The sequence below is a fragment of the Corynebacterium glyciniphilum AJ 3170 genome (genome assembly GCF_000626675.1).
In the GTDB taxonomy this organism is placed as follows: domain Bacteria; phylum Actinomycetota; class Actinomycetes; order Mycobacteriales; family Mycobacteriaceae; genus Corynebacterium; species Corynebacterium glyciniphilum.
In genome coordinates, this window is record NZ_CP006842.1 from 3,445,634 (window position 1) to 3,469,349 (window position 23,716).

Genomic DNA, 23,716 nt, shown 5'->3' on the forward strand with positions numbered 1-23,716 from the left:
GGTTCAGTTCTGTGTGTTGATCGGGTCGTACATGGCGACGGACATCGTGGACGTCAGCCCGCCGTCGAGGGGGATGGTCGTGCCGGTGATGAAGGAGCTCGCCGGAGACAACAAGAACGTCACGAGGCCGATGATGTCCTCAGGTCGCCCCAACCGCCCGAGAGGGTTCGCTCTGTTCATCTCCTCACCACGTTCGTCGATGACCCACTTCATCATCTTCGTCGGAAACGGCCCGGGAGCGATGGCATTCACCAGAATCGACGGGGCCAGCGTGGATGCCATGTGCTTGGTCAGGTGGTGCACCGCCGCCTTGGAGGCGGAGTAGGAGTAGTTCTCGTAGTTCGGGACAGCCAGGCCATCGATGGAACCAATGTTGATGATGCGGGACGGATCAGCACCCGCGCCGGCCTCAAGCAACGGACGCACGAGCTGAGCGAGCACAAACGGGGTCTTGACGTTCACCCCGAGCACCTTGTCCCAGGCGGAGGGCGGAAATTCGTCGAAGGCGGCGCCCCAGGTCGCACCGGCATTGTTGACCAGGCCGTCGAGGTGGTTGGTGTGGCTTCTGACCTGCTCGGCGAGTTCCCGGCATCCTTCTTCGGTCGAGATGTCCGCGGCGATCGCGTGGACGTTCCCGTACTCCGAGAGCGCCTGCTGAGCGTCCTCCGCAGCATCGGTTTTACGGGTGGACACCAGGACGGTGGCGCCGGCGCGGAGAAGCCCTTCGGCGATCATCAGGCCGATGCCCCGTGCACCACCGGTGACCAGGACGGTGCGTCCTGAGATGTCGAAGTAGTTCGTGGTGGTCATGATGCCTTTCTGGAATCGTCGGTGTTTCCGAGGGTAGCTAGCCTGGCCGCGCGAAGTGCGGGTCTCCGCACTTTGCCGGCATCGTCGCGGAGAGGTTCGCTGACAGTCTCGTAGGTCTTCGGCAGCTTGTTGCGTGACAGACGATCGCCGAGGAACTGCGTTATGTCGTCGTCTGCGACCCCTTTGCCGGTGGTGTTGATGATGGCGTGCAGCCGGTTGCCCGTGTCCGGGTCCGGGAGGCCGATGATGACCGCGGTAAGTACTCGGGGATGCTCCATCAGTGCCGCCTCGACCTCGGCAGGGTAGATATTCACGCCACCAACGGTGACCATGTCGGAGCTGCGGTCGTGGAGGTAGAGGTAGCCGTCGGTGTCGAAGTGGCCCATGTCGCCCAGTGACGACCAGCCACCGTGTGTCCTCGGTTCCGCACCGATGTAGTGGTACGTCGGCGGCATGCCCTCCGGCGGGCGCATAAATACCTCACCTGCAACATCGGGTTCGGTGATCTCGTTGCCGTCATCATCCAACAGGATGATCTCTCCCCAGGTGACGGCACCGATCGACCCTGGGTGCTCCAGCCATTCATCGCCGCGGATGGTGCAGCCGGCCTCTGCTTCTGTACCGGCGTACAGCTCCCAGAGACGCTCGGCCCCCACCCACTCGATCCATTCCCGCTTCAGCCAGGCTGGGCAGGGTTCTGCGCAATGCCAGAAAGACCGCACAGACGCCAATGAGTACGACGCCCGGATATTCTCGGGCAGGGCCATGATCCGGCGCATCATCGTGGGAACGAGGTAGATCCAGGTGGCGCCGAAACGGTCAGTCTCCGCCAGGGTGCCCTCGGCGTCGAACTTGTTCAGCAGGGACACGGAACCGCCACGGAAGATACTGCACAGCGCTGTGTTCAGTGGCGCGTTGTGGAACAGGGGCGCGGTGATCAGCGACCTTTCCCGTGGCCCGATACCCCAGAAGGTCGGGTCGACGTCCGAGGTGACAGCCTCCCGGCCCGACAGGATGATCTTCGGCCGCCCCGTGGAACCGCCCGAGACGGGGGCCTTCCAGGCGATGGCGGTCTGCGGGTCCAGGCTGTCCTCAGACTGTCGCTCAGCCAGCTCCGGTAAGGTCACGGTGCCGGGGAGGTCGGGGCCGCTGCCGTCCTCGGCGACGATGACGGCAGCAGGGTTACCGAGGTCCAGGATTGCTGTCAGTTCGTGCAGCGTCATCCGTGGCGAGAGCACCTGCGGGCTGGCGCCTGCCTTATAACAGGCGAAGATCGCCAGGATCAGGTCGATGGAATTGGGGATCAACAGCGAGACGATGCGGCCGCGCTCCGAACCTTTCTCTCTCAGGCCACGGGCGATCCCGTTGCTCCGTCGATCCAGCTCCAGCCAGGTCAGCGTCTCCCCACCGGCTTCCGCAACCACTGTGTCCGGCATCTCCGCCGCATAGAAGCCGGGGATCCCCGACAACGGGAAACCGAGTTCGGGCTCTGCGTACTGTTCGGTCACTGCTTCTCCTTGAGGTCTACGTTGGGTTCGCGCGCATCGCCGACATAGCGGTCATTGATATCCGATTGTCGGAATGTGGTCTGTGTGGCCGCTGCCAGCGCTGCTTCCTTGGCCATCGCCCGGTCCTCACTCTTCAGGGCCCTGCCCAATCCGATGGCCAGGAGCCCACCGATGATGGAGACGGCGATGATGATCCAGAAACCGGTGGTGGGTGTGCCGGACGCGGTCTCCGCCAGGCCGAAGACATAGGGGCCGACGAATCCTCCCGTCAGTCCGACCGTGTTGATGAACGCCAGGCCAGCGGCGGCCATCAGTCCGGTCATCCGGGGCATCGCCACCGACCAGAACAACGGCAGGGTCCCGATGAACAGGAAGCCCAGGACTCCGATGAGGACGATGCGGATCACCGGGGAGGACGTCATGAGGAACAGCGCAGCGGCGACGGCACAGCCGATGGCGAGGTAGCCGATAATCGCAGATTCGTTGGTGTAGCGTTTCGCGATCCTGGGGATGAGAAGGACACCGATGGTTCCACCGATGCCGGTGACGCCACTAAGCAGACCGACCGTGAACGTGCTGTTGACGTTCATCTCCTCGACAATGGAGGGGACGTTGAAGGTGACGCCGTTGTTCGTGACCTGGTTGAGGAAGTAGATCAGGCCAACGAGGAGGATGAAGGGACGTCCGAAGGCGACCTTGATGTTGCCTTTGAGAGAATGGCGTTCATGGGCCTCATCCCCGCCGGTGGCGGCGTCGGTGAGGGCGTCGGCCTCCTCCTGGCTCAACCACGCGGCGGTCTGCGGCTTGTCCGGCAGCATGACCAGGATGACGAACCCGACGAGGATGGTCAGTGCTCCCTCAACCAGGAACATCCACTGCCAACCGTGGAGACCCAGAGTGTCCTGCATCCCCATCAATGCCCCACCCATGGGGCCGCCGAAGAAGATGCCGAGCGTCGCAGCGAGATAGGTGTACCCGATAGCGGTCGCCCGGTCTTTCTGGGCGAACCACTGCGTGATCATGAACATCATGGCCGGGAACAGCCCCGCCTCAGCGGCGCCGAGCAGAATCCGGAGCAGGTAGAAGGTGATGTCGTTGTTCACGAACATCATCAAGGCGGTGACAGTGCCCCAGCTCACCGCGATACGGAAGATCCACCGGCGGGGCCCGACCCGGAACATGATGAGGTTGCTGGGGACCTCGAGGAAGGCGTAGGTGATGAAGAACAGCCCGGCGCCGAGGCCGAAGGCCGCCACACTGATGCCGACATCGGCCTGCAACTGGGTTTTCGCCATGGCGATATTGGTGCGGTCCACATAGGACATGAAGTAGGCGAGGCACAGGATCGGCAGGAGCCGGAGCATGGCTTTGCGCGTGGCGATGGTGTGGATGGATCCCAGGGCGGCGGGAGCGTTCTTGATCGACACAGGACTCACCTCTCCGCGCCGACGACGACGGACGATTCGGTCACGATCCGCACGTAGAGTGCAGTCTGGTCGAAGGCCGATCCGAGTGTGTGGGGATTACCGAGATCCGAGATCTCGTCCCATCGGGCAGCAATGCCCTCGGCGGTACATTCCTCGGGAGGCAAGGCCACGGGCTCGGCCTCGAGCATGCGGGAGACGGCGAAGACACCGGCACCTGCACCGAGGATGACGCCGGTCGGTGCGTCCGGCGAGACGAGGAAGACGGCGCCGGGGGCGACGGTCTCGGGGCCGAGCTTGGCCGCGGCGTCTTCGTCGATCAGCCCGTCAGTCATCTGCGTGGCAGCCGTCGGCGCCAGAGCGTTGACTTTGATTCCCTTGCGCGCACCCTCGATGGCGAGCACGTTGGCCAGTCCGACCAGGGCGGACTTCGCCGCGCCGTAGTTGGCTTGGCCGAAGTTTCCGTAGATACCGGAGGCCGAGGTGGTCATGAGGATTCGCCCGTAACCCTGCTCGACCATGTGGGGCCACGCTGCCTTGGTGCAGTTGACCGACCCCATGAGGTGGACGTCCACGACCGTGCGAAAGTCGGCGAGTTCCATCTTCGCGAAGCTCTTGTCGCGGAGGATGCCGGCGTTGTTGATGAGGATGTCGATGCGGCCCCACCGTTGTACCGCGGCCTCGATCATCGCCGCGGAGGCATCGACATCGGAGACATCGGCGTCGCTGGCGATGGCTTCTCCGCCCGCCGAGATGATCTCATCGACCACCGCACCGGCGTTTCCGAGGTCGTTGACCACGACTTTGACACCGCGTTCCGCCAGCGCGAGGGCGTGGGCCCTGCCCAGTCCCCCACCTGCGCCGGTGATGACGGCAACCTGTCCTGCAAACTCTTCCATGTCACGCCTCTCTCGTTTCCACCTGCAATACTAACGAGTATTATGTGACGCTAGTCTCACCAGTGTCAAGATTTTGTTGTGTGACACGTTCTCGCCGGTGTCTTCGTGTCTGCCCCCCGGCAGATCCCCCCCGCACCGTCTTCCCTGGGAGGCACGATCAGCACCTGGTACCGGGCAGCCGAACATGTCCGCGGGAGTCTTGGACACCAGCTGCCCATCCCCATCGCACGCAACTGCCGGTGAATCAACGCCGTTCGCCCGTGCCCCCTCTCATCCCGGTAGAGGCGCAGCCGGGGTCGAAAAGTCCGGACTACCCAGAAAGTGTCCTGACCTGCGCAGCAGCCAACGTATCCAGTTCTTCCTGCATCCCTGGTACAGACGAGGACACAAGGAACGTCGTATCTCCCACGGTACCCACGACGATATCCGCCGTCGCATCGTCGGCGGGACCTCCAGCGACCATCTGGCCTTCCTCCACTGAGGTCGACAACTGCGCTGCCGCGAGGGTGTCAGCCCCTTCGATCTCGAGGTCACGCGACTCGGCGGTGTACCGCATCGTGGTGGCATAGTCCCCCTCGCCGCCGGTGCGAGTGAACTCGGAGCAGTTGTCCATGTCCACCGGCGCCCCAAGGGCACCAGAGGTATCCACGAACACCATGATTTCGCGCTCAGAATCACCGTCGGCGGACGTATCGTCGGCAAAGCTGGCTATCGCCGCTGAGGGCGCATCACCACCTAACAAGGGGAAAACATCACCGACGCTTGTCGACAGCGCTGCACACTCTTCCGGGGTGACCGAGCCCTGGATCGAGGGGAACTCCGGAACGGAGAACAGGTCGGCGGTCTCAGCGAACTCCGCTGTCAGATCGGTCCTGACAAAACCTTCGGGTGTGTCCTGATCGCCGACAAGTAGCGAAGAGTGGTCTCCGTGCTGTTCTGCAGACTCGACGCCGGATGATGCAGCCCCGCTCGCCGAGGCGGGGATGCTCGACACTGTCGTGGCTGAATCATCTCCAGTGCAGGCGGTCAGGCCCAGCACCGCGGTCATCGTTACGGCAGCACAAGCACCCGTGCGGGGAAAGAAGTTGGTCATAGTGCTCCTTTGATCCAGTAGAAATGCACAGTCAGAGGGTCTCGCGCAGAGTGTTGAACAAGGAGTTCAGATAGTCCTCCTTAAACTGGTACCCCTGCCCGGAATTGACGAGGAATCCATTACCCACGCGATCGTCCCACCACATATTCAGCTTAAATCGAGAATAGTTAAACCCCATATAGTTTTCGCCAGTGCTGAAGCAGTCTTTAATTATGGTGTCGAAATTCGGAGAACTCGTCTCTTTCCGGCCAAATGCAAAATCATCAAAATTCCACACTGGCCTATAGCCACTAAGTAGCCACATGAATATATCGAGTAATATCTTTGAGTTCTCATCAGAACCGATGGCATATGGCTTCTCTTGAGAGACTTTCTGAGCGGCGGCAGCCCGCACTAATTCCTCGGCATCTCGGACAGGGGCGGTGTCAACCATGCGGATCAGATCTTCAGAAAGTGCACCTTTCTTTGCGCCCTCAACGGGAGTAAGTTGCGGGGTGCCGTAGTCCCTACCTGAGGGGCTTTCTGTATCTTGTTGGACATTGCCAATAAATTGATCGAACGTGTCGGAAATCTTGGTTATCTGCCCGTTGATCTCATCGTCGACATAAAGAACCGAGCCTGGAGGATATCCTTCGAGATAATAGTTGATGACAAAATAACCGTGCATTCCGCTGTTTGAGGTCGCGAAAAGAAGAACTGAATCAGGAATTTGATATTCGTCAGCGAGGAACGGAACAACACTGTCAATATTGTTATCGGATCCGTTAGTTGTTGCCCCGTTTCCCCACATCTGATCGATATGAAATACCTCATCATCTCTACTGGAAGAATGTGAGTCAAGAATTACTCGAGTATTTATCCCGAGAATCCCTCCCCCGGTGGTCATGATTACCTCGCGGTAGCGTGGTGGCAGGACTTTCCCGAGGGTGGACTCAATATTCGCGAGTCTTGCCTCGTCGCATGGTTTTCCTGGGTGTGCAAATTCTAGGCTGCGATCTTCTTTTCCTTCGTGCATGAATGCCCTTTTCATCTTGCTCCTCCGCCCCAGATGGCGTACCCGCAAGTATGGGGGCGGTATTGTACAAGTCCTCCTGTAGTAGCCGCGTTCTTCCAGCGTCTCATAGTGAGACCACGCCAGCCCAACGTCCTTCCGACACTGCCCGTTCAGCAACCGGGCTATCGGACGTGTTCTGGCGATTGACCTATACGACGACGGCTGAGCCGAGAGCATCTTTGGGCGCTATTCACCGCCTTACCTAGGAATTCGCCTTTTCCAGCAGCTCCTCCAGCTGCTCACGAGTCACTGCACCACCGCTGAAGGTGATGATCCGGTCGAGCGGGATACTCGCCATCATCTTCACCATGTCGACGCCCAGACCGTCACCGCCGTCCCCCGTCATCCCGCCGAGAACGTCCCCGAGCGCGTCCACCACCGCCGGCACCGCCAGCGCCTCTCCGAGTGTCGACTCGAGAGTCAGCGGAACGTGCACCTCCTCACCCTCCAGATCGACCTCCACCGACCCGCGCAGATCTCTGCTGGATGACCCAAGGTGGACCACGTAGCGCCCCGGTTCCAGGACAAAACGGCCCACCCGCACATCCCAGTACTCCAGGTCACGCCGGTCCAGGTGGATCTCGATCTCCTCACGCTCACCCGGCTCCAGGGTGACCGAACCGAACCCGGCCAGCACCCTAGGCGCCCTGACCTGGTCAGAATCAGGCACGGACACATAGGCCTGCACTACCTCGCGGCCGGCGCGACGTCCGGTGTTGCTCACCCCGACGGTGACCGTGATGCCGTCGCCGTCGTCATCCGGCTGACCGAAGACCTCGTCATATTCGAAGGTCGTGTAGGACAGGCCGTGCCCGAACGGGTAGGCGACACGCAGGTTGCGTGCGTCGTACCAGCGGTAACCGACGAACAACCCTTCGCTGTAACGGACGTGCCCGTGCTCACCAGGGAAGTCAAGGTAGGCCGGGGTGTCGGCCAACCTGGCAGGCAGGGTCTCGGTGAGTTTGCCGGACGGATTCACCTCTCCGGTCAGTACATCGGCGATTCCTGCGCCACCGCCCTGCCCGAGCAGGTTGGCGTCCAGGATCGCCGGAGCAAGGTCAGAAACCTCCCCGAGGTCCAGCGCGCCACCGTGGGACAGCACCACAACCACCCGTTCCTGCACCGCACGCACAGCACGCAACAGTCCAAGCTGTTCCGGCGGCAACGACAGGTCGGTCCGGTCGAAGCCCTCGGATTCCTGGTCCGGTGACAGGCCCAGGAAGACCACGGCGATGTCTGCATTCGCGGCGTCCTCCACCGCTTCGGCAAGCAGTCCGCTGTCACGCCCTGACCCGTCGGTGGTGAAACCCGCGGCATAAGTCACGGGTGCAGCCAGACGTTCCTTGAGGAGTTCCAGTGGCGAATCGATACGGGTGGGGTTCACATGGGAGCTTCCCCCGCCCTGGTAACGCGGCGTTTCGGCGAAGGGACCGATCACGGCGACGGAACCGGTCACCCCAGAGGCGGCAATCGGCAGAATGTGCCGTCCGTCCGCACCGTCGTTCTTCAGCAGGACGACGGACCTCGCCGCAGCTTCACGTGCGAGTGCATGGTGTTTCTCCACGGTCTCATCGTCGAAAGAGGTCTCGCGGCGTGCCGCGGTCGCCCGGCGGGCCAATGCCGTCACACGCTCCGCCGCGACGGTCACCGCGTCCTCATCGAGCTGCCCGTTGCTGACCGCCGTCACGACCTCAGCGTCCGCCGTCCCGCCGTCCGACGGCATCTGCAGGTCAAGGCCTGCCGCGACGGACCGTAACCGCCCACCGACTGCACCCCAGTCGCTGACGACCACACCGTCGAAGCTCCATTCCCCGCGCAGGATGTCGGTGAGCAGTTCGCGGCTGTGCCGGACGGGCACCCCGTTGACAGCGTTGTAAGAGCACATCACTGTCCAAGGGCGGGCGTCCTCGACGATCTTCCGGAAGGCCCGCAGGTAGATCTCCCGCAGTGGCCGGGGATCAACGTCAGAACTCGCCCGCATTCTGTCGTGCTCCTGATTGTTGAGCGCGAAGTGCTTCAGACTTGCCCCGACGCCTCCGTCCTGCAGGCCGGTGACCCAGGCGGTGCCAAGCGCCCCCGCCAGGTGCGGATCCTCGGAATAGTACTCGAAATTGCGCCCACCCAGTGGTGACCGTTTGATGTTCACTCCCGGCCCGAGGAGAACCTGGACGTCCTCAGCCTGCGCTTCCTCGGCGAGTGCGGCGCCAACGCGCTCCACGAGTCCGGGATCCCAGCTCTGGCTGAGACCGGCGGCCGGCGGGAAGCAGGTGGCCGGGACGCTGCTGGACAGCCCCAGGTGGTCGACGCCACCGGTCTGTTTGCGCAGCCCGTGCGGCCCGTCAGTCAATGTGATGGACGGGACGTCACCGATGTCCTTGGTCTGCCAGAAATTTCTGCCTGATCCGAGCCCGGCGCGGTCTGCCAGCGACAGGGCCGCGATTCCGGTGGTGTCGTCTGTGGTGGATGGGGTGTGGTGGGTCATGGTGTCCTTTGTACTGGTGTACGGGGATTCACGCCGGGAAGTCGCAGGTGCCGGTCACCGGGCGCCCGTGGAACCGGTCGAGCAGGAACGGAATACCGAAGGTGCTTCCGGAGACCGCCTGGAGGAAGTGGTTCTGATCGCTGATCTCGGGGAGGATGTCGTCGCGGTAGACGACGGGCGCCCCGTCCGAGCACCACGTGGCGGCGAGCTCGCGTGCCTGACCGTAGGCGACTGTCTTGTCGTAGCGTCCCGAGACGATCATCGTCGGTGCGGCGGGCGTGCCGGTGCCGATGCGTTGCTCGTTCATGGCCCGCACACCCTCGGGGATCTCCCCGAGGAGGTCGTCGAGCCGACGACCGTCCGCCGTCCACTGTTCGGTGGTCTGGTACCCGTAGGTGTCCCCGATCTCGTCGGTGCACATGCCGGCCAGGTCATCGAGGACATCACGGCCATGCTCGGAGAGGTGGGTGTCGAGTTCGGCGGCCAAGGTGGGGTACCGGGCGTTGAGACCGTTGATGGTGAAGCCGATCGCGCCGACCAGGTTCGATCCGTCGATGGTGCGCTGTACCGACTCCAGGTCAGCGGGCGGGGCCGAGGCGTAGGCGCCGACAACGTCCAGTTCCGGGGCGTAGTCGGCGACTGCTTCGACCGCGGCGGTCGACGCGCCACCACCCTGGGAATGCCCGTAGAAACCAACGGACCCGAACTCATCTCCGTGTTCCTCGACGAGAGTGCGGGCCGCGCGGGCCGCGTCGATCATCGCGTGGGCCTGTTCCGCCCGGTTCATGTAGGTGTGCATCCCCGGTGTACCCATTCCCACGTAGTCGGTCACCACCACCCGGACTCCGTGGCCGGCGAACACCCAGTCATACGCACCTTCCAGAGCCACCGTGCGCCCGGAATCCACCGGATCCGGCTGGTTGTCCAGAGGCCAGTTCCGCGAGGGGGCGCACTGATCCCCTTGGCCGACCGTGCCCCGCCCCACGACCACCGTGGGACGGTTCCCCTGCCCTGTCCATGGCACCGTCGGCTCCACCATGTAGCCGCTGACAGCAACGGGATCACCGCCCATGGCGGTGGTGGAGTACATCATCTTCTGCACCCGGTCAGGCACGGCGAACTGGTGTCCGTCCGGACCCGACGGAGCCGGCGCATAGGGCGCGGTGACTGTGCGGAGCACCGTTCCGGGTGCACCCGGGGTCAGGCCAGCAGCGTCATAGAAAGGGTCGACGTCGTCAGCCTCGACCCGGGATGCCTGACCTCCCCACGGCAGGGTCTGCCCCTGCACCGGAGACACCGCCAGTGCCGCCGCAACCGCTGCGCTGGCCAGTACCGCCAGTCCCCGCACGCCCGACACCCCTGCCCTACCCACCACAGTGCCTAGGATCCCCATAGCCATCTCTCCTCCGACGGTATATTGTTCCGCCTACGTTTATTGTCAAACCTACGCCGGAATCGTGCTGCGCTGAGCGTACGAGAAGAAACCACACGAAAACACAGAGACGGCCACATTCGGAACCTTCCCCGTGGAGGGCTGCAGGAGTACAGTCTCCGCAAGACCACCCGTCCAACCAGAAACGAGTGCCATGTCCGATACAACCCGGCCCCGCCCCGTCCACCTCGTCATCATGGGTGTGAGCGGCAGCGGAAAAACCACGATCGCCGAACAGCTCGAACAGCGAACCGGCGTCCCTTACGCCGAGGCCGACGTATTCCACCCCGAGGCGAACAAGAAGAAAATGGGCTCCGGCCAGCCGCTCAACGACGACGACCGTTGGCCCTGGCTGCAGGAACTGCGGAACTGGATGACCGCCCAGGCAGAGAAGGGCCACTCCACCATCGTGACCTGTTCAGCCCTGAAGAAGTCCTACCGCGATGTACTGCGTGAGGCCGTCGGCGACGAGTTCTTCGTTCTGCTGGACGCCCCGGAGGACGTTCTCGCCGCCCGTATGGAGGTGCGCAAAGGCCACTTCATGCCGGCGTCACTGCTGCGTTCCCAACTCGACACCCTCGAAGGCCTCGATGCCGATGAGAAGGGCATCACGGTCGACGCCACCGAGACCCCCGAGTCGCTCGCCGCGGAAATCCTGTCCATCGACGCACTGACCGTGCTCGCCCACGAGGGACGGCCGCAATGATGTCGACGCTGACCCTCCTCGCCGCCGACGCGGAATCAGCCGGCACCGCCGATGACACCCAGCTGGTGGTCGCCGCTGTCATCGGCATCGCCCTGATCATCGGGCTGATCGTCTGGGCGAAGCTCAACCCGTTCCTGTCCCTGATGATCGGTTCAGCCGTCCTGGCGCTGGTCGCCGGTACGCCTCTGGTGGAGGCGTTCGGCAGTTTCACCGAAGGATTCGGCGGGACCGTCGGGGACGTCGGTGTCCTCATCGCCCTCGGAGCAGTGATCGGGCAGTTCCTCGTGAAATCCGGGGCCGCCGACAGTATCGTCGACGCCTTCCTCGACCGCACCGCCCCGGGGTTACGACCCTGGGTCATCGCCGGGCTGGCGATGCTGCTGGGTATCCCGCTGTTCTTCGAGGTCGGCATCGTCCTGCTGATCCCTGTCGTCATGCTGGCCGCCCGTCGGTCCCAGCTCCCGGTCATGCTGCTGGGTATTCCGGCTCTCGCGGGACTCTCCGCCCTGCACGCCCTGGTGCCCCCGCACCCCGGCCCCCTGATCGCCGTGGATGCCCTGGGCGCGAACCTCGGCCTCACACTGGCACTGGGTCTGCTGGTGTCCGTCCCCGTCGTGGCGATCGCCGGCCCGCTATCGGCGAAGGTCATGGCACGGTGGGTACCGATCGAGGCCCCCACCGCCATCTCCGGGCAGGACATCACCGAGAACACCGGTTCCGACCGGCCCTCGGTCGGCCGGGGTCTTGCCGTGGTGCTGCTCCCGGTCGTGATGATGCTGTCACGCACCGTCGTGGAATCGCTGCAGGTGTCCGAGGACTCGGTGGTGTACAAGACCTTCGAGTTCCTGGGCGAACCGATCGTCGCCTTACTCGCGACAGTTCTTCTGGCGATGTTCTTTCTCGGTTTCGGCGTGGGACGTACCCGACAGGAGGTCTCCGACCAGATCGGAGGTGCCTTCGGACCGATCGCCGGGGTCATCCTCATCGTCGGCGCGGGCGGCGGTTTCAAGCAGACGCTGGTCAACACCGGCGTGGCCGACGTCGTCGGCGAATGGGTGCAGAGCGCGCCGGTCTCGCCGCTGATCGCCGGATGGTTGGTGGCGGTGTTCATCCGCCTGGCCACCGGCTCAGCGACCGTGGCAACCGTCACCGCCGCGGGTATCATGGCACCGGTCGCCGCCGGCATGGGGTCGACCGAAGTCGCCCTGATGGTGCTGGCGATCGGCGCCGGATCGGTGTTCTTCTCCCACGTCAATGACGCCGGCTTCTGGTTGGTCAAGGAGTACTTCGGCATGACGGTACCGCAGACGCTGAAAACGTGGTCGTTGATGGAGACAGTGCTCTCCGTCGTCGCCCTCGGCGTAGTTCTGCTGGTCCACCTGGTCATCTGACCCGGCCCCCCACACATAGGGCCACCCCTCCGGGTGGCCCGCATACCTGCTGGTCACGCTACTGGTAGGGTCGTGGCACTTTCCCGATAAGCGATATGCAGATGGGAGCACGAGCCATGACCGATCAACTGACCTTCAACAACCCCGTCACCCGCTTCCCGAGGATCGAGCCGCCCGAGCAACACCAGCCCGAACCGGGACTGGACGCCGAACTGGTCCCCGAGGCTGACATCGGGGCCACCAGTTACCGCGGAACCGGACGCCTGGAAGGGCGGAGAGCGCTGGTCACCGGTGCAGACTCCGGCATCGGCGCGGCCACTGCGCTCGCCTTCGCCCGTGAAGGTGCCGACGTCGCGCTGGCCTACCTTCCCGACGAAGAACGGGACGCCCGCCGCGTCGCTGACCTCATCGAGGCGGAAGGGCGACGCGCCGTCCTGCTGCCCGGCGACCTCGCCGATGAACGGTACTGCACGGACCTCGTGGAACAGGCCGTCAAGGAACTCGGCGGACTCGACGCCCTGGTCAACAACGCAGGGCGTCAGATCTCGGTACCTCGTTTCGACGACATCACCGACGAGCAGTGGAAGCAGACCTACGAGGTGAACCTCCACGCCATGGTGCGGGTGACGAGAGCCACCCTGCCCCACCTCAGCGCCGGTGCGACGATCGTGAATTCGACCTCCATCCAGGCCTACGACCCGTCGGACCACCTGATGGACTACGCATCGACCAAGGCGGCGATCAACAACTTCACGAAGGGACTGGCGACCCAACTGGCTCCGCAGGGCATCCGCGTCAACGCCGTGGCACCCGGGCCGGTCTGGACACCTCTGCAGGTATCCGACGGTCAACCCAAGGAGGCGCTGCCTGAGTTCGGCCACAATACGCCGTTGGGCCGAGCAGGCCAGCCCGTCGAACTTGCCCCCGCATACGTCTTCCTGACCTCGCCGGAATCCAGTTTCGTTGTCGGATCGACGATCCACGTCAACGGCGGCCAGATGACCCCGTAAACACCGTCAGCACCGCAGAAAGGAACAGTACGATGAAACTCGATACCATCCGGGATATCAGCGACGCCGAGGGGCCTTTCATCACCGTTTACCTGGAGGGCCACACCCCGTCCGAGGACGCCGAGAACCAGATCCGACTGCGCTGGAACGCCCAGCGTGAGCACCTCACCGAGGCGGGTGCCGACGAGCAGCTGCTGTCGCCGGTGGACGATGCCCTGTCCGTACGCAATATCACCGAGATCCAGGTCGACGGACGCGTCATCGTCGCCCACGCCGGCGGCGTCCTGCTCAATGAGCCGTGGGACGCACGCCCGGGGGCCGGGGACGCCTCCGCCTTTGGCGACATACCTGAACTCTCCGCCTACGTCAGAGAACGTGCCGGAGCTGTCCGTATCCTTCTGGCCGTGGTAGACCAGACCGGCGCCGTGGTGCGTCGACTCGTCGCCACCCGGGACAAGAACCTCGACGAGTCCGGCGAGGAGGTCGTCGAGAACCGCAGTGATGAACCGGTCCGGAAGCCGCGCGAAGGCGCGCTGTCACACAACCACATCCAACGTCGGGCAGACGAAGCGGTCAAGCAGAACGCCCGCGGCATCGCCGAGCACCTGGATGCCACCGCCCGTACCTGGTCACCCGATGTCCTCGTCCTCGCCGGCGAAACCCAGGGGCGCACCGCGGTGAAGGAGGAGCTGTCCCCGGCGCTGGCCGAGATCGTCCAGGAAACGGACGAGGGCGGACTCGCCGACACCAGCGGAGACAATGCCGGAGAAGCCCTCGACCAGGCGGTCGGTGCCATCGCCAGCGACATCGCCGCTGGTGCAGCACTCGCCCAGGCTGAGCGTTTCGAAGAAGCCCGCGCACGTGGCCGGAGTGCGGAGGGTGTGCACGCCGTGATGCAGGCTGCCGGCATGGGCGCGGTGGAGACACTGCTGCTCAACTACGACGTTCCCACCCGCGGCGAAAGCGAAGCCGTCGTCAGCAGCGCCCAGGTTGACGCCGACGTCGCCCTGATCGATGCCCCGCTGCCCGGCAGTATCGCGGCCGTCCTGCGCTTCGAGGCGCCCGATGAACTCGGTTCTGCGGAGCTGAACGGATGATCCGCACTGACGACGGGGGCCGGTCCTGAACACCCGGATACGGAACGACGACCACGGGTTCCTTGGCCGCCTCTGGGATACGGTCAGGAGCCCGGAGGGGTCGACCGCGGGACTGCAGATCACCAAATGCGTGATCGCCGCCACGGCGGCGTGGTGGGTCTCCGTGACGTTCCTCAACACAAGCTTCCCCTTCCTCGCTCCCTGGGTCGCCCTCCTGACCATCGATGCCACGGCATACCGCACCCTGTCGCGCGGTGTGCAGTCGACCATCGCTTCTCTCCTAGGCATCGGGGTCGCTTTCCTCGTCGGCACGTTCCTGGGAGTCTCCCTGTGGACGTACGCACTGGCCCTGTTCGTGGGTCTGGTGCTGGCACGGGTGCGGTGGATCCGCGATGAAGGCGTCACCGTTGCCACGATGTCCATCTTCATCCTGAGCGACGGCTTCTCCGAGCAACAGCAACAGTTCGGCGACCGTATCCTCGAGATCGGGGTGGGCATCCTGGTCGGAGTCGTGGTGAACCTGCTGGTCCTGCCTCCGTTGCGTGACAGGCAGGCATCACGGTACGTCGACAGTGTGAATCGCAGAATGGGGTCGGTCCTGGAAAACATGGGCGAGGAGTTCGCGTCGTCCTGGGACACGGACCGTGCGGATGCCTGGATCGATGAAACCGACTCGATCACCGGGGAACTCAATTCAGCCTGGTCGATAGTGCGATTCGCCCGGGAGAGTCGTCGGGCTAACCCGCGGTCGTATCTGTCACGGCTGCGACGGGCGCGGGCCCAGGATCGACAGACACCGGATCCGGAGGAGGCCAGCTGGGAGGACATCCTGCGACGGGCCGACGAAGGCGCGTCCCATCTGCGCAACCTCGCCCGGACGCTGCGTGAAGCCTCCTACGCGGACGGAGAGTGGGACACCCGCTTCCGCGAAGAGTGGGCGTCGATCTCCCGCGACGCCGGTCGGGCGGTGGCGGACCCCGATGCCGAAGTGGAGTCCTTGTCATCCCGCCTGAAGCAACTCACCGAGGAGCTCTCGGATGATGAGAATCTGCCGACGAGGCACTGGCCCGTCTACGGGACGATGATCACCGGCCTCCAGCACATCGTCGAGATCGTCGATGACGTGGCGTCGAGCCGTGAAGCCAGAGAGGCTGCGAGCAGCTGACGTCGGCGTGGCGGTGTCACCGGCCGTGGTGACGCCGGAACCTCAGTCGGCATCGTGCCGGGGGCCGGACGACTCCGTGCTTTCCTCACGGGTGCCGGCCTGGAGTTGGCGGGCCCGTTCGACCCCACTGCCGATCTCCACGCCGACGAGCAGCGAGACGTTCATGAGGTAGATCCACAGTTCCGGGGGCTTTCCGCGCCTACGAGGGTCAGTTATGCTGCTATCACTACGTGCGCCACTGCGTCGAGTGCCCTCAACTTTCCAGGAGCTCTTGTGTCGTTTCCTTCACCGTCGTCCACTCGGAAACGGGGATGTCGGCTGACCGCCGCCGTCCTTGCCTGTTCACTGACCGTCGGCGTCACGACGACCACCCCGGCCCTGGCAGACTCGTCGAGCTCCCTCGGTTCCAGTGGCAGCGTCTCGGGTTCGGGTGCGGTGTCCGGTTCCGTCTCCGTTGTCGACGATCTCGTCGCAGCAGCCAAACAGCAGGTCTACAACATCACGGACTCCGAATTCGTCCGCACTCCCCTGGCGCACTCGATTCTCCGGCACATCGACACAGCGCCCGTGGTCATTCTCGGCGCACAACTGCAGGAGGACTGCTCGACACCTCAGGTGCTCACCGACCGGCTGCACGCCGCCGCCACGCTCCTCGCCGAGCACCCGGAGAACCCCGTGATCGTCACCGGCGGACAGACCCGCGAGGACTGCCCGTCCGAAGCTGCCGTCATGAAGGACGCTCTGACAGACATGGTTGTCGACAACGAGATCATTCTTGAGGAAGAGGCCGGCAACACCCTGCAGAATGTGAAGTACACCGCCGAGACGATCACGGAGAGGGGAGGAACCGCGATCGTCGTCACGTCCGACCCACACTATCTACGGGCGTTGAAGAACTACCGTGACGCCGGTCTCCGGGCTTTCGGCTACGTCGGCGGTCGGGGCTGACACGCCAGGTCAGTCCACCATCTCCACGACGACCCGGTCCGCGGAGACCAGACACCGGAACTGCTCGCCGTCCGTGCGCGCTCCATGCGTCACCTCAACCCCGTCCAGGTGTTCCGCGAACACCTGGCCGTCAATGATCCACCGGTCGCCGTCCTGGTCGACCCTGGCCCCCCACAGATCCAGTTCGGCGTCCTTGCCGTACCCGGTCTCCCAGCGGACCTCGTCACCGCAGTGGGTACGGGCCTCAGACTCACGCAGTCCCCCGGCGCGCTCCAGGTACGACTGTCCGTACCACCACACCACCGCTGCCCCGACAGCGATCAGTGCCACGAGCAGCGCGATGACGACGGTCAGAACCCGCCGGTCAGGCGTTCTGTTCATCTCGCTGATCTTCATCGGCCGTGGCGGCCATGTCCCGCGCATCGATACGCAGCACCAGGGTCAGCACGAACACGAGCACGGCGATGCCGGCACCGAGGAAGAAGGCCACGTGAACACCGTCCACCAACGCCCCTGTGGGCGTCCCGGCCGTGGAGTTCGCTGAACCGATACCCATGACGGCAATGAACAACGCGGTTCCGGCCGCACCGGCGAGCTGCTGCAGAGTGTTGAGGATCGCCGAACCGTGCGAGGAGATCTCATTCGGGACCGCAGCGAGCGCATTCGACATCAACGGCGTCATCAGCAGCGACAGGCCGATGTTCAGCACCACCGCGATTGCGGCGAGGTACCAGAAGGTCTTGTTCTCGTCGAGCATGAGCAGCAGGCCCATCGCGACCACCAGCAGCGCGCCGCCGGGAATGATCAGCGGACGCGTTCCGTGGGCGTCGTACAACCGTCCGACGATCGGGCCCATCGCCCCCATGATGATGCCGCCGGGGAGGGTGACCAGACCCGTCTGCAACTCGGAGAGGCCCAGTACGTTCTGACCGAAGATCGGCATGATGATGATGAAACCGAACAGTGAGCCGAACGACAGCAGCATCAGCCCCAGGGACCAGGAGAACTCGCGGATCTTCAGCGGAGTGGTGTTCATCAGCGGCGCGCGGTGGTCACCAGCGGCCTGGGCACGCATCAGCGTGCCCTGACGCCGGAAGAAGATGACCAGGACGACAGCGCCGATGACCAGGCACACGACCGCCGTCGTCGGGAATCCCTCGGCAGCTTTGGAGAGACCGGAGAGACCGTAGATCGCCGCGGCGAAACCCACCGCAGACAGCAGCACGGACACCGGATCGAACGGCGGACGGCTCGGTTCCTCGAAGTTCCGGATCTGCCAGATACCCATGACAAGCGCCAGCAGGGCCAGGGGCACCATCACCAGGAAGATCCACCGCCAGCTCGCGAGCTCGAGGACCAGACCCGCGAATGTCGGCCCGAGCGCCGGCCCGACCGCGATCACGATCGTGACCAGTCCGAAGACGGAACCACGGCGTTCCACCGGAATGAGGATCATGATCGTGGTCATCAACAGCGGCATGATCAGCGCCGTCCCCGCGGCCTGCAGGACGCGGCCAGCAAGCAGCGCCGCGAAGACCGGTGCCACGGCGGCCAGCACGGTTCCCGCCAGGAACAGCGACAGGGCCACGATGTAGATCGTCCGGAGCGTCAACCGCTGCATCAGATAGCCGGTCGTGGGAATGACCACCGCCATGGTCAGCATGAAGACCGTCGTCAGCCACTGGGCGACGTCCTCCCCCACCTCAAATTCGCGCATCAGGCTGGGTAGTGCGTTCGACAGAGCGGTCTCGTTAAGAATCGCGACGAATGCCGCAGCAACGAGAATGCCGATCAACAGACCGACATTGACGCCTGTGGTGTCCGGGCGCGAGCCGGACGTGGTTCTGGTGTCTGCCATGGAGGTCCTCCCAAAGGTGCAAGGCGACGTTCGCGCACGGGCCAGCCGTGGAGACATCGTCACCGGTGGGCTACGACGGCGAGTGACACGTCGCAGCGATTGGCTCGGGATGAAGGCAACCAAAAAGACCTCCGTACGGAGGTCTTGTCACAAGTATCCGGAGTGCCCGGGGCCGCCTCTCGGCGGAACACCACGCTCCCGTGCTCAAGCTTTGCAATCCTAGAGGTTGCGGGGGGACGACGCAACCCTCCAGTACAGACTGCTACTGACCGGACGGCGCCCCGGGCTTGCCCGCCTCGGACGTGTCGTCAGATGACGGCTCGGGTGACGCCTCCGCGTCCTCTACGCCATCCTCTCCAGTGCCGTCTTCTCCGGCGGTAATTTCACCCGTGACGCCGGCAGCACTGCCACCGGCAAGCTCCGCGCGGATCTGGTCCAGCCGGGAAGAGGCCGCCATGTCCTGCCCACTGGTCTCGATCTCGGCCATCCTGCCGCGCACACTGTTCTCGGTGAGCTCCTGGGCACCGAGCGCTGTGGCGTAGCGGGCCTCGATCTTGTCGCGGACACTGTCGAGGGTCGGAACGCTGTCATCCGCCTGGATACCCTGCATTGACTCCAGCGCCTGGTTGGAGCTCTCCTGCATCTTCGCCTGGTCCACCTGAGCCCGCAGCTGATCGATCTGGCCCATCTGCTCCTTGAGCCGGGCCTCCGACTGTCGCTGCTGCTGTTGGGCCTGCTCGGCAGCCTGAGTCGCCTGGGCATGCATCGTCTTGGTGTCCTCAATCTCCTGCTCGACAGTGACAAGCTGCGTCGCGAAGATCTCGGCGGTGTTGGTGTACTCGGATGCCGCAGCGGAATCCCCCTCGGAGCTCGCCTTGTCGGCCTGCTGCAGTGCCGTGCGGGCATTGTTCTGCAGCTTCTCCTGGTCTTTGACCAACCGGTTGAGCGTCATCTCCAGTTTATTGCGGTTGCCGATGATGCGGGCGGCAGACTCCGTGACCTCACGGTGCTGTTTCTTGGCTGCTTCCGTCGCCTGCTGAATCTGAACTTTCGGGTCCGCGTTCTCCTCGATCGTGGTGTCGAGGGACTGCATGAGGTACTTCCAGCCCTTCGAGAAGGGGTTCGCCATGGCGGTACTCCTAACGGTGTCTTGTCCGGGTCTCGTCCGGTCGGGTCCGTTCCCCAGCATAAAGGGTTTTCGCCTCGCGCGTCCCGCCTCTGCGGTGCGGACGGTTACCATCGGAGAGCATGACTACCACTGCTGCCTGTATCGAAGCCACCTCGGCCGGAGCTGATCTGACGAAAGGTACCGTTACCCGGCGCGATCTCCGCGCTGACGACTGCCTGATCGAGATCCGCTGGTCCGGCATCTGCCACTCCGACATCCACACCGTCAACGGCGACTGGCCGCACGACAACTTTCCGATGGCGCCCGGCCACGAGATCATCGGTACCGTTCGGGACACCGGTGCGGACGTGACACGGTACTCCGTCGGAGACATCGTCGGTATCGGATGCATGGTCGACTCCTGCGGCGAGTGCGCCTCCTGCACCGCTGGGGAGGAAAACTACTGTCTCAACGGCATGACCGGCACATACAACAGTGTCGACCGGCACGACGGGTCAATCACGCAAGGCGGATACTCGACCCACATCGTCTGCCGGGAGGACTTCCTGATCCGGATGCCGGAGGTCGCCGGCGGCCTGGACAGCGAGAGGATGGCCGCGATGACACCGTTGCTGTGCGCCGGGATCACCACGTACTCGCCCCTCAAACACTGGGGTGTCGGCCCGGGCTCACGCGTCGCCGTGGTGGGTATGGGCGGCCTGGGCCATGTCGCGGTGAAGATCGCCACCGCGCTCGGCGCGGAGGTGACGGTCTTCTCCCACGGGCTGTCGAAAGAGGACGACGGACTACGGTTCGGCGCTTCGTCCTACGTGGCAACCGGCGGGGATGCCGCCGACACTTTCCACAAGGCCCACGCCGATGAGTTCGATCTGATTCTCAACACTGTCTCGGCTGCACTGCCCATCCACCGGTACATCAGCATGCTGGCACCGGACGGCACGCTGGTGATGCTCGGCCTTCCCCCGGAGGGCATGAACATCCGCGCCAACCAGCTCACCGGGCGCCGACGCAGCGTCGCCGGATCAAATATCGGTGGCATCGCCCAGACGCAGGAGATGATCGACTTCTGCGCCGAGCACGGCATCACCGCAGAGATCGAACTCATCGCCGCCGACGGCGTCAACGACGCCTATCGGCGGGTCTTGGGCTCAGAGGTGCGCTACCGCGCCGTCATCGACGCGAACACCATCTGACCGTCCGCCCCTGACAGGCCTCACCGGCCTGCCGGTCCCCTAGCCGTTCTGCTCGGCGACCTTCTTGCGTACATCGTCCATGTCCAGGCCTTCGACCTCGGTGATGAGGTCGGTGAGTGCCTTCGGCGGCAACGCGCCGGCCTCACGGTAGACGAGGATGCCGTCGCGGAACGCCATCAGAGTGGGGATGGACTGGATCTGCAACGCTGCGGCGATATCCTGGTTGGCTTCGGTGTCGATCTTGCCGAAGGTGTAGTCCGGGTACTTCTCGGACACATTCTCGTAGACGGGGCTGAACCGCTTGCACGGCCCACACCATTCCGCCCAGAAATCGAGCAGGACGATGCCGTCGCCCTGGATGGTGTCCTGGAAGTTTTCACTGGTGATCGTCGTGGTGGCCATGGCCGCACCTTCCTGACTGTTGGTTCGCTTGTTGGTTTGCTCTCGTTCCGCACCCCGTACAACGTCGCCGGGGACGGGCGGTATTCCACCGTTACCGTTACCGCCCTCCACGGTACCGGTGTTCGCGGATGTGCGTCACCGCTGCTGCGGTTCGCCTGTGGTGGGAAATCTGCTGGGATAGTGTCTGGATGCATGACTACTCATGCGTCCGGACATGGCTCCGCCACCGGCACCTACAGATTGTGGAAGAAGCTCAGCGGCAGCGCACCGGGCCGCGGACTGTTCTCCCTGGGCTTCAGTCTGAAAGCTCCCTACTTCCGGACGGTTTTCCCCCGCATCCGCGTCGCCGAACCGGGACGCGCGGTAGTACGCATCGGCGACTGGTGGGGCGTACGCAACCACATCGGCACCTTCCACGTCATCGCCGCACTCAACGGTGCCGAAGCGGCCATGGGCATGCTCTGCGAGTCCACTGTTCCCACCTCCCACCGTTGGTTGCCCCGCGGCATGCGTGCCGACTATCCCACGAAGTCCACCGGCGGGCTGACCGTGACCGCGACGGCGGAGTTCCCCGACTTCTCCACCATCACCCGCGAGACCGGTGGCCAACTGGTGACGCTCGACATCGCGTTGATCGACGACGCCGGCAATGAACCGGTCCATGCGGAGATCGACGTGTGGATCTCCGCGAAGAAGAGCTGATCACCAGACGACGAGCCAGTGGCCGAGCGCGAAGGCGGCCACTGCCAGGAGCGCCATCCCTACCACCGAGATGAGCGCAGGGAACGCACGGTCGCGGCGGAACAGCAGCACCGCGTCCGCCGACGCACTGGAGAAGGTGGTGAACCCGCCGCAGAGCCCGGTACCGACGAGGGCGAGCAGCCACCAGCTGTCCGTCAGTCCGTAGAGGGCGCCCAGGATCAATGATCCGAGGGTGTTAATCACCAACAGGCTGACGAGCAGGTCACTGCGGGTACGTTGTTTGATCGCCGAGTCGATGCGCCAGCGGAGCCATGACCCGACACCGCCTCCGAGGGCGACCAGAAGGGCTGCAACCAATGAGATCTGGCCGGTCATACATCCTCCCCCTCGACGTGTCCGTCACCGGGCACGAGGCGCTCGCCGCACCACATGCCGGCACGGGCGAGGCCCAGCCCCAGCACGACCGTCCCCACGATGTAAACGACAGGACCGAGCACACCACCAGCATCCTGCACAGTGGCGGCGGCGATCGCAGAGTATGACGTGAACCCCCCGAGCAGCCCGGTACCGAGGGAGACGCGGAGCCTGTTCCGACGGCCCGGCGAGCCGTCCCGCCCGATGTCCCGGACGAACGGCAGGGCGCCGACGAGAAGCCCCATGGCGAAAGCCCCGACCTGGTTGACTACCAGGAGGGGCCAGAGGGATCCCGCGACGCCGGTGTCCACGGTGAAGGCCCATCGCAGGAATGCGCCGAGAGCTCCCCCGGCAAAGACGAGGGCGCCGAAACGGCGCTGTTCCCCTGCGGACACAACTGAAGTCATGTCCGTGATGCTAGAACACCCGACAGGATTAGTCAGGTAGTCAGGCGTTCTTCGTTGCTGAGATATCGAAGTTGAGCTTGATCTTCTCGGACACCAGCACGCCGTCACTCTTCAGCGGTGCGTTCCAGGTCAACCCGAAGTCCGTGCGGTTGATCTCCGTGGACCCCTCAAAGCCGATCCGGCTGTTGCCCCAGGGATCGGTAACCTCCCCGTCGAACTCGAACTCGATGGTGACCGACCTGGTGACGTCCTTGATGCTCAGGTCTCCGGTGACGACCAGGGTGTCATCGCCGTCCGCACGGACCTCCGTCGACGCGAAGGTGATCGTGGGGTACGTCTCGACGTCGAAGAAGTCCGCCGACTTCACGTGCCCGTCACGGTCGGCGTTCCGGGTGTCAATGGATCCTGCCTGGATCTCCACGGTGATCGAAGCGTTTTCCAGACCGTCGCCGGTGGAGGCTGATCCGGTGAAGTCGGTGAAGGATCCACGAACCTTGGTGACCATGGCATGGCGTGCGGTGAATCCGATTTCGGAGTGCGCCGGGTCGATGGTGTAGGTGCCGCTGTAGTCGTTGATGCTGCTCATGATGAT

Annotated in this window: 24 protein-coding genes; 8 read left to right on the plus strand and 16 right to left on the minus strand. The window is 64.1% G+C overall.

The window, feature by feature from the left end; all coding sequences use genetic code 11:
- Positions 1-3: 3 nt before the first annotated feature.
- From CGLY_RS15975 to CGLY_RS16010, 8 genes are all read right to left on the minus strand, one after another.
- Positions 4-810: an SDR family oxidoreductase gene (locus CGLY_RS15975; protein WP_038550634.1), complete on the minus strand. Its 807-nt coding sequence runs from the start codon at positions 808-810 to the stop codon at positions 4-6.
- On the minus strand, positions 807-2,318 hold the full coding sequence (locus CGLY_RS15980) for an AMP-binding protein (RefSeq protein ID WP_052540472.1): 1,512 nt from the start codon (positions 2,316-2,318) through the stop codon (positions 807-809). Before CGLY_RS15980 ends, CGLY_RS15975 begins: the two co-directional genes overlap by 4 nt.
- Positions 2,315-3,745, minus strand: a complete 1,431-nt coding sequence (locus tag CGLY_RS15985; RefSeq protein WP_081803984.1) for an MFS transporter — start codon at positions 3,743-3,745, stop codon at positions 2,315-2,317. The genes CGLY_RS15980 and CGLY_RS15985 overlap by 4 nt, the downstream gene beginning before the upstream one ends.
- Positions 3,746-3,750: 5 nt before the next feature.
- Complete coding sequence (locus tag CGLY_RS15990) at positions 3,751-4,641, minus strand: SDR family NAD(P)-dependent oxidoreductase (RefSeq protein ID WP_038550635.1); 891 nt, start codon at positions 4,639-4,641, stop codon at positions 3,751-3,753.
- Positions 4,642-4,951: 310 nt separating this feature from the next.
- Positions 4,952-5,734 carry a hypothetical protein gene (locus CGLY_RS15995; RefSeq protein WP_038550637.1) on the minus strand — a complete coding sequence of 261 codons (783 nt, stop codon included), beginning with the start codon at positions 5,732-5,734 and terminating at the stop codon, positions 4,952-4,954.
- Positions 5,735-5,765: 31 nt separating this feature from the next.
- Positions 5,766-6,764 (minus strand): SMI1/KNR4 family protein, encoded by a 999-nt coding sequence (locus CGLY_RS17280; protein WP_158407411.1) that lies wholly within the window; start codon positions 6,762-6,764, stop codon positions 5,766-5,768.
- Positions 6,765-6,990: 226 nt separating this feature from the next.
- Positions 6,991-9,270, minus strand: a complete 2,280-nt coding sequence (locus CGLY_RS16005; RefSeq protein WP_052540473.1) for a glycoside hydrolase family 3 C-terminal domain-containing protein — start codon at positions 9,268-9,270, stop codon at positions 6,991-6,993.
- 28 nt (positions 9,271-9,298) lie between these two features.
- Positions 9,299-10,663 (minus strand): lipase family protein, encoded by a 1,365-nt coding sequence (locus CGLY_RS16010; protein WP_052540474.1) that lies wholly within the window; start codon positions 10,661-10,663, stop codon positions 9,299-9,301.
- A 193-nt stretch (positions 10,664-10,856) separates the two neighbouring features.
- On the opposite strand from CGLY_RS16010, the gene CGLY_RS16015 reads away from it, so the two are divergent.
- The 5 genes from CGLY_RS16015 to CGLY_RS16035 all read left to right on the plus strand — a co-directional run bounded on the left by CGLY_RS16015 (position 10,857) and on the right by CGLY_RS16035 (position 16,071).
- Positions 10,857-11,408, plus strand: coding sequence for a gluconokinase (locus CGLY_RS16015; RefSeq protein WP_038550641.1), 552 nt, complete (start codon positions 10,857-10,859; stop codon positions 11,406-11,408).
- Positions 11,405-12,799 (plus strand): GntP family permease, encoded by a 1,395-nt coding sequence (locus CGLY_RS16020; protein WP_038550643.1) that lies wholly within the window; start codon positions 11,405-11,407, stop codon positions 12,797-12,799. The genes CGLY_RS16015 and CGLY_RS16020 overlap by 4 nt, the downstream gene beginning before the upstream one ends.
- A 116-nt stretch (positions 12,800-12,915) precedes the next feature.
- Positions 12,916-13,809, plus strand: a complete 894-nt coding sequence (locus CGLY_RS16025) for an SDR family oxidoreductase (RefSeq protein ID WP_038550644.1) — start codon at positions 12,916-12,918, stop codon at positions 13,807-13,809.
- 32 nt (positions 13,810-13,841) lie between these two features.
- Positions 13,842-14,906 (plus strand): baeRF2 domain-containing protein, encoded by a 1,065-nt coding sequence (locus CGLY_RS16030; protein ID WP_052540476.1) that lies wholly within the window; start codon positions 13,842-13,844, stop codon positions 14,904-14,906.
- A gap of 130 nt (positions 14,907-15,036) precedes the next feature.
- On the plus strand, positions 15,037-16,071 hold the full coding sequence (locus CGLY_RS16035) for an FUSC family protein (RefSeq protein WP_265101955.1): 1,035 nt from the start codon (positions 15,037-15,039) through the stop codon (positions 16,069-16,071).
- A gap of 42 nt (positions 16,072-16,113) precedes the next feature.
- Here the strand turns inward: CGLY_RS16035 and CGLY_RS18005 are convergent, their stop codons facing one another.
- Positions 16,114-16,236, minus strand: coding sequence for a hypothetical protein (locus CGLY_RS18005; protein WP_265101956.1), 123 nt, complete (start codon positions 16,234-16,236; stop codon positions 16,114-16,116).
- Positions 16,237-16,344: 108 nt separating this feature from the next.
- Between CGLY_RS18005 and CGLY_RS16970 the strand changes: the two genes are divergently transcribed.
- Positions 16,345-17,019, plus strand: a complete 675-nt coding sequence (locus CGLY_RS16970) for a YdcF family protein (RefSeq protein WP_052540477.1) — start codon at positions 16,345-16,347, stop codon at positions 17,017-17,019.
- A 9-nt stretch (positions 17,020-17,028) separates the two neighbouring features.
- On the opposite strand, the gene CGLY_RS16045 is transcribed toward CGLY_RS16970, so the two are convergent.
- From CGLY_RS16045 to CGLY_RS16055, 3 genes are all read right to left on the minus strand, one after another.
- A complete protein-coding gene (locus tag CGLY_RS16045) occupies positions 17,029-17,400 on the minus strand; it encodes a hypothetical protein (RefSeq protein ID WP_038550647.1) in 372 nt (123 codons plus the stop codon).
- Positions 17,384-18,877, minus strand: a complete 1,494-nt coding sequence (locus CGLY_RS16050) for an MDR family MFS transporter (RefSeq protein ID WP_174411426.1) — start codon at positions 18,875-18,877, stop codon at positions 17,384-17,386. The genes CGLY_RS16045 and CGLY_RS16050 overlap by 17 nt, the downstream gene beginning before the upstream one ends.
- A 262-nt stretch (positions 18,878-19,139) precedes the next feature.
- Positions 19,140-20,006 carry a PspA/IM30 family protein gene (locus tag CGLY_RS16055; protein ID WP_081803987.1) on the minus strand — a complete coding sequence of 289 codons (867 nt, stop codon included), beginning with the start codon at positions 20,004-20,006 and terminating at the stop codon, positions 19,140-19,142.
- A 119-nt stretch (positions 20,007-20,125) separates the two neighbouring features.
- Here CGLY_RS16055 and CGLY_RS16060 point away from each other — a divergent pair, with 119 nt between their 5' ends.
- On the plus strand, positions 20,126-21,199 hold the full coding sequence (locus CGLY_RS16060; RefSeq protein ID WP_038550649.1) for an NAD(P)-dependent alcohol dehydrogenase: 1,074 nt from the start codon (positions 20,126-20,128) through the stop codon (positions 21,197-21,199).
- Positions 21,200-21,238: 39 nt separating this feature from the next.
- On the opposite strand, the gene trxA is transcribed toward CGLY_RS16060, so the two are convergent.
- The gene (gene trxA / locus CGLY_RS16065) at positions 21,239-21,601 is read right to left on the minus strand and encodes a thioredoxin (RefSeq protein ID WP_038550651.1); all 363 of its coding nucleotides are present in this window, start codon (positions 21,599-21,601) and stop codon (positions 21,239-21,241) included.
- 192 nt (positions 21,602-21,793) lie between these two features.
- Between trxA and CGLY_RS16070 the strand changes: the two genes are divergently transcribed.
- Entirely contained in the window at positions 21,794-22,303 is a 510-nt protein-coding gene (locus tag CGLY_RS16070; protein ID WP_038550652.1) for a hotdog fold domain-containing protein, read from the plus strand.
- Here CGLY_RS16070 and CGLY_RS16075 read toward each other — a convergent pair whose 3' ends face one another.
- From CGLY_RS16075 to CGLY_RS16085, 3 genes are read right to left on the minus strand one after another with little or no spacing between them, the layout of a single operon-like run.
- The gene (locus CGLY_RS16075; RefSeq protein ID WP_038550654.1) at positions 22,304-22,678 is read right to left on the minus strand and encodes a fluoride efflux transporter FluC; all 375 of its coding nucleotides are present in this window, start codon (positions 22,676-22,678) and stop codon (positions 22,304-22,306) included.
- On the minus strand, positions 22,675-23,124 hold the full coding sequence (locus CGLY_RS16975; RefSeq protein WP_081803988.1) for a fluoride efflux transporter FluC: 450 nt from the start codon (positions 23,122-23,124) through the stop codon (positions 22,675-22,677). The genes CGLY_RS16075 and CGLY_RS16975 overlap by 4 nt, the downstream gene beginning before the upstream one ends.
- A 40-nt stretch (positions 23,125-23,164) precedes the next feature.
- Positions 23,165-23,710, minus strand: coding sequence for a YceI family protein (locus CGLY_RS16085; RefSeq protein ID WP_038550655.1), 546 nt, complete (start codon positions 23,708-23,710; stop codon positions 23,165-23,167).
- Positions 23,711-23,716 lie beyond the last annotated feature (6 nt).

Bases quoted from the DNA above. Each gene is read 5' to 3' on its own strand.
- CGLY_RS17280 (WP_158407411.1), bottom strand. From the start codon at position 6,764: ATGAAAAGGGCATTCATGCACGAAGGAAAAGAAGATCGCAGCCTAGAA.
- CGLY_RS16975 (WP_081803988.1), bottom strand. From the start codon at position 23,124: ATGACTTCAGTTGTGTCCGCAGGGGAACAGCGCCGTTTCGGCGCCCTC.
- CGLY_RS15975 (WP_038550634.1), bottom strand. From the start codon at position 810: ATGACCACCACGAACTACTTCGACATCTCAGGACGCACCGTCCTGGTC.
- trxA (WP_038550651.1), bottom strand. From the start codon at position 21,601: ATGGCCACCACGACGATCACCAGTGAAAACTTCCAGGACACCATCCAG.
- CGLY_RS16075 (WP_038550654.1), bottom strand. From the start codon at position 22,678: ATGACCGGCCAGATCTCATTGGTTGCAGCCCTTCTGGTCGCCCTCGGA.
- CGLY_RS16025 (WP_038550644.1), top strand. From the start codon at position 12,916: ATGACCGATCAACTGACCTTCAACAACCCCGTCACCCGCTTCCCGAGG.
- CGLY_RS16085 (WP_038550655.1), bottom strand. From the start codon at position 23,710: ATGAGCAGCATCAACGACTACAGCGGCACCTACACCATCGACCCGGCG.
- CGLY_RS18005 (WP_265101956.1), bottom strand. From the start codon at position 16,236: ATGAACGTCTCGCTGCTCGTCGGCGTGGAGATCGGCAGTGGGGTCGAA.
- CGLY_RS16055 (WP_081803987.1), bottom strand. From the start codon at position 20,006: ATGGCGAACCCCTTCTCGAAGGGCTGGAAGTACCTCATGCAGTCCCTC.
- CGLY_RS15990 (WP_038550635.1), bottom strand. From the start codon at position 4,641: ATGGAAGAGTTTGCAGGACAGGTTGCCGTCATCACCGGCGCAGGTGGG.
- CGLY_RS16070 (WP_038550652.1), top strand. From the start codon at position 21,794: ATGACTACTCATGCGTCCGGACATGGCTCCGCCACCGGCACCTACAGA.
- CGLY_RS16005 (WP_052540473.1), bottom strand. From the start codon at position 9,270: ATGACCCACCACACCCCATCCACCACAGACGACACCACCGGAATCGCG.
- CGLY_RS16050 (WP_174411426.1), bottom strand. From the start codon at position 18,877: ATGGCAGACACCAGAACCACGTCCGGCTCGCGCCCGGACACCACAGGC.
- CGLY_RS16030 (WP_052540476.1), top strand. From the start codon at position 13,842: ATGAAACTCGATACCATCCGGGATATCAGCGACGCCGAGGGGCCTTTC.
- CGLY_RS16020 (WP_038550643.1), top strand. From the start codon at position 11,405: ATGATGTCGACGCTGACCCTCCTCGCCGCCGACGCGGAATCAGCCGGC.
- CGLY_RS16060 (WP_038550649.1), top strand. From the start codon at position 20,126: ATGACTACCACTGCTGCCTGTATCGAAGCCACCTCGGCCGGAGCTGAT.
- CGLY_RS15995 (WP_038550637.1), bottom strand. From the start codon at position 5,734: ATGACCAACTTCTTTCCCCGCACGGGTGCTTGTGCTGCCGTAACGATG.
- CGLY_RS16045 (WP_038550647.1), bottom strand. From the start codon at position 17,400: ATGAACAGAACGCCTGACCGGCGGGTTCTGACCGTCGTCATCGCGCTG.
- CGLY_RS16010 (WP_052540474.1), bottom strand. From the start codon at position 10,663: ATGGGGATCCTAGGCACTGTGGTGGGTAGGGCAGGGGTGTCGGGCGTG.
- CGLY_RS16015 (WP_038550641.1), top strand. From the start codon at position 10,857: ATGTCCGATACAACCCGGCCCCGCCCCGTCCACCTCGTCATCATGGGT.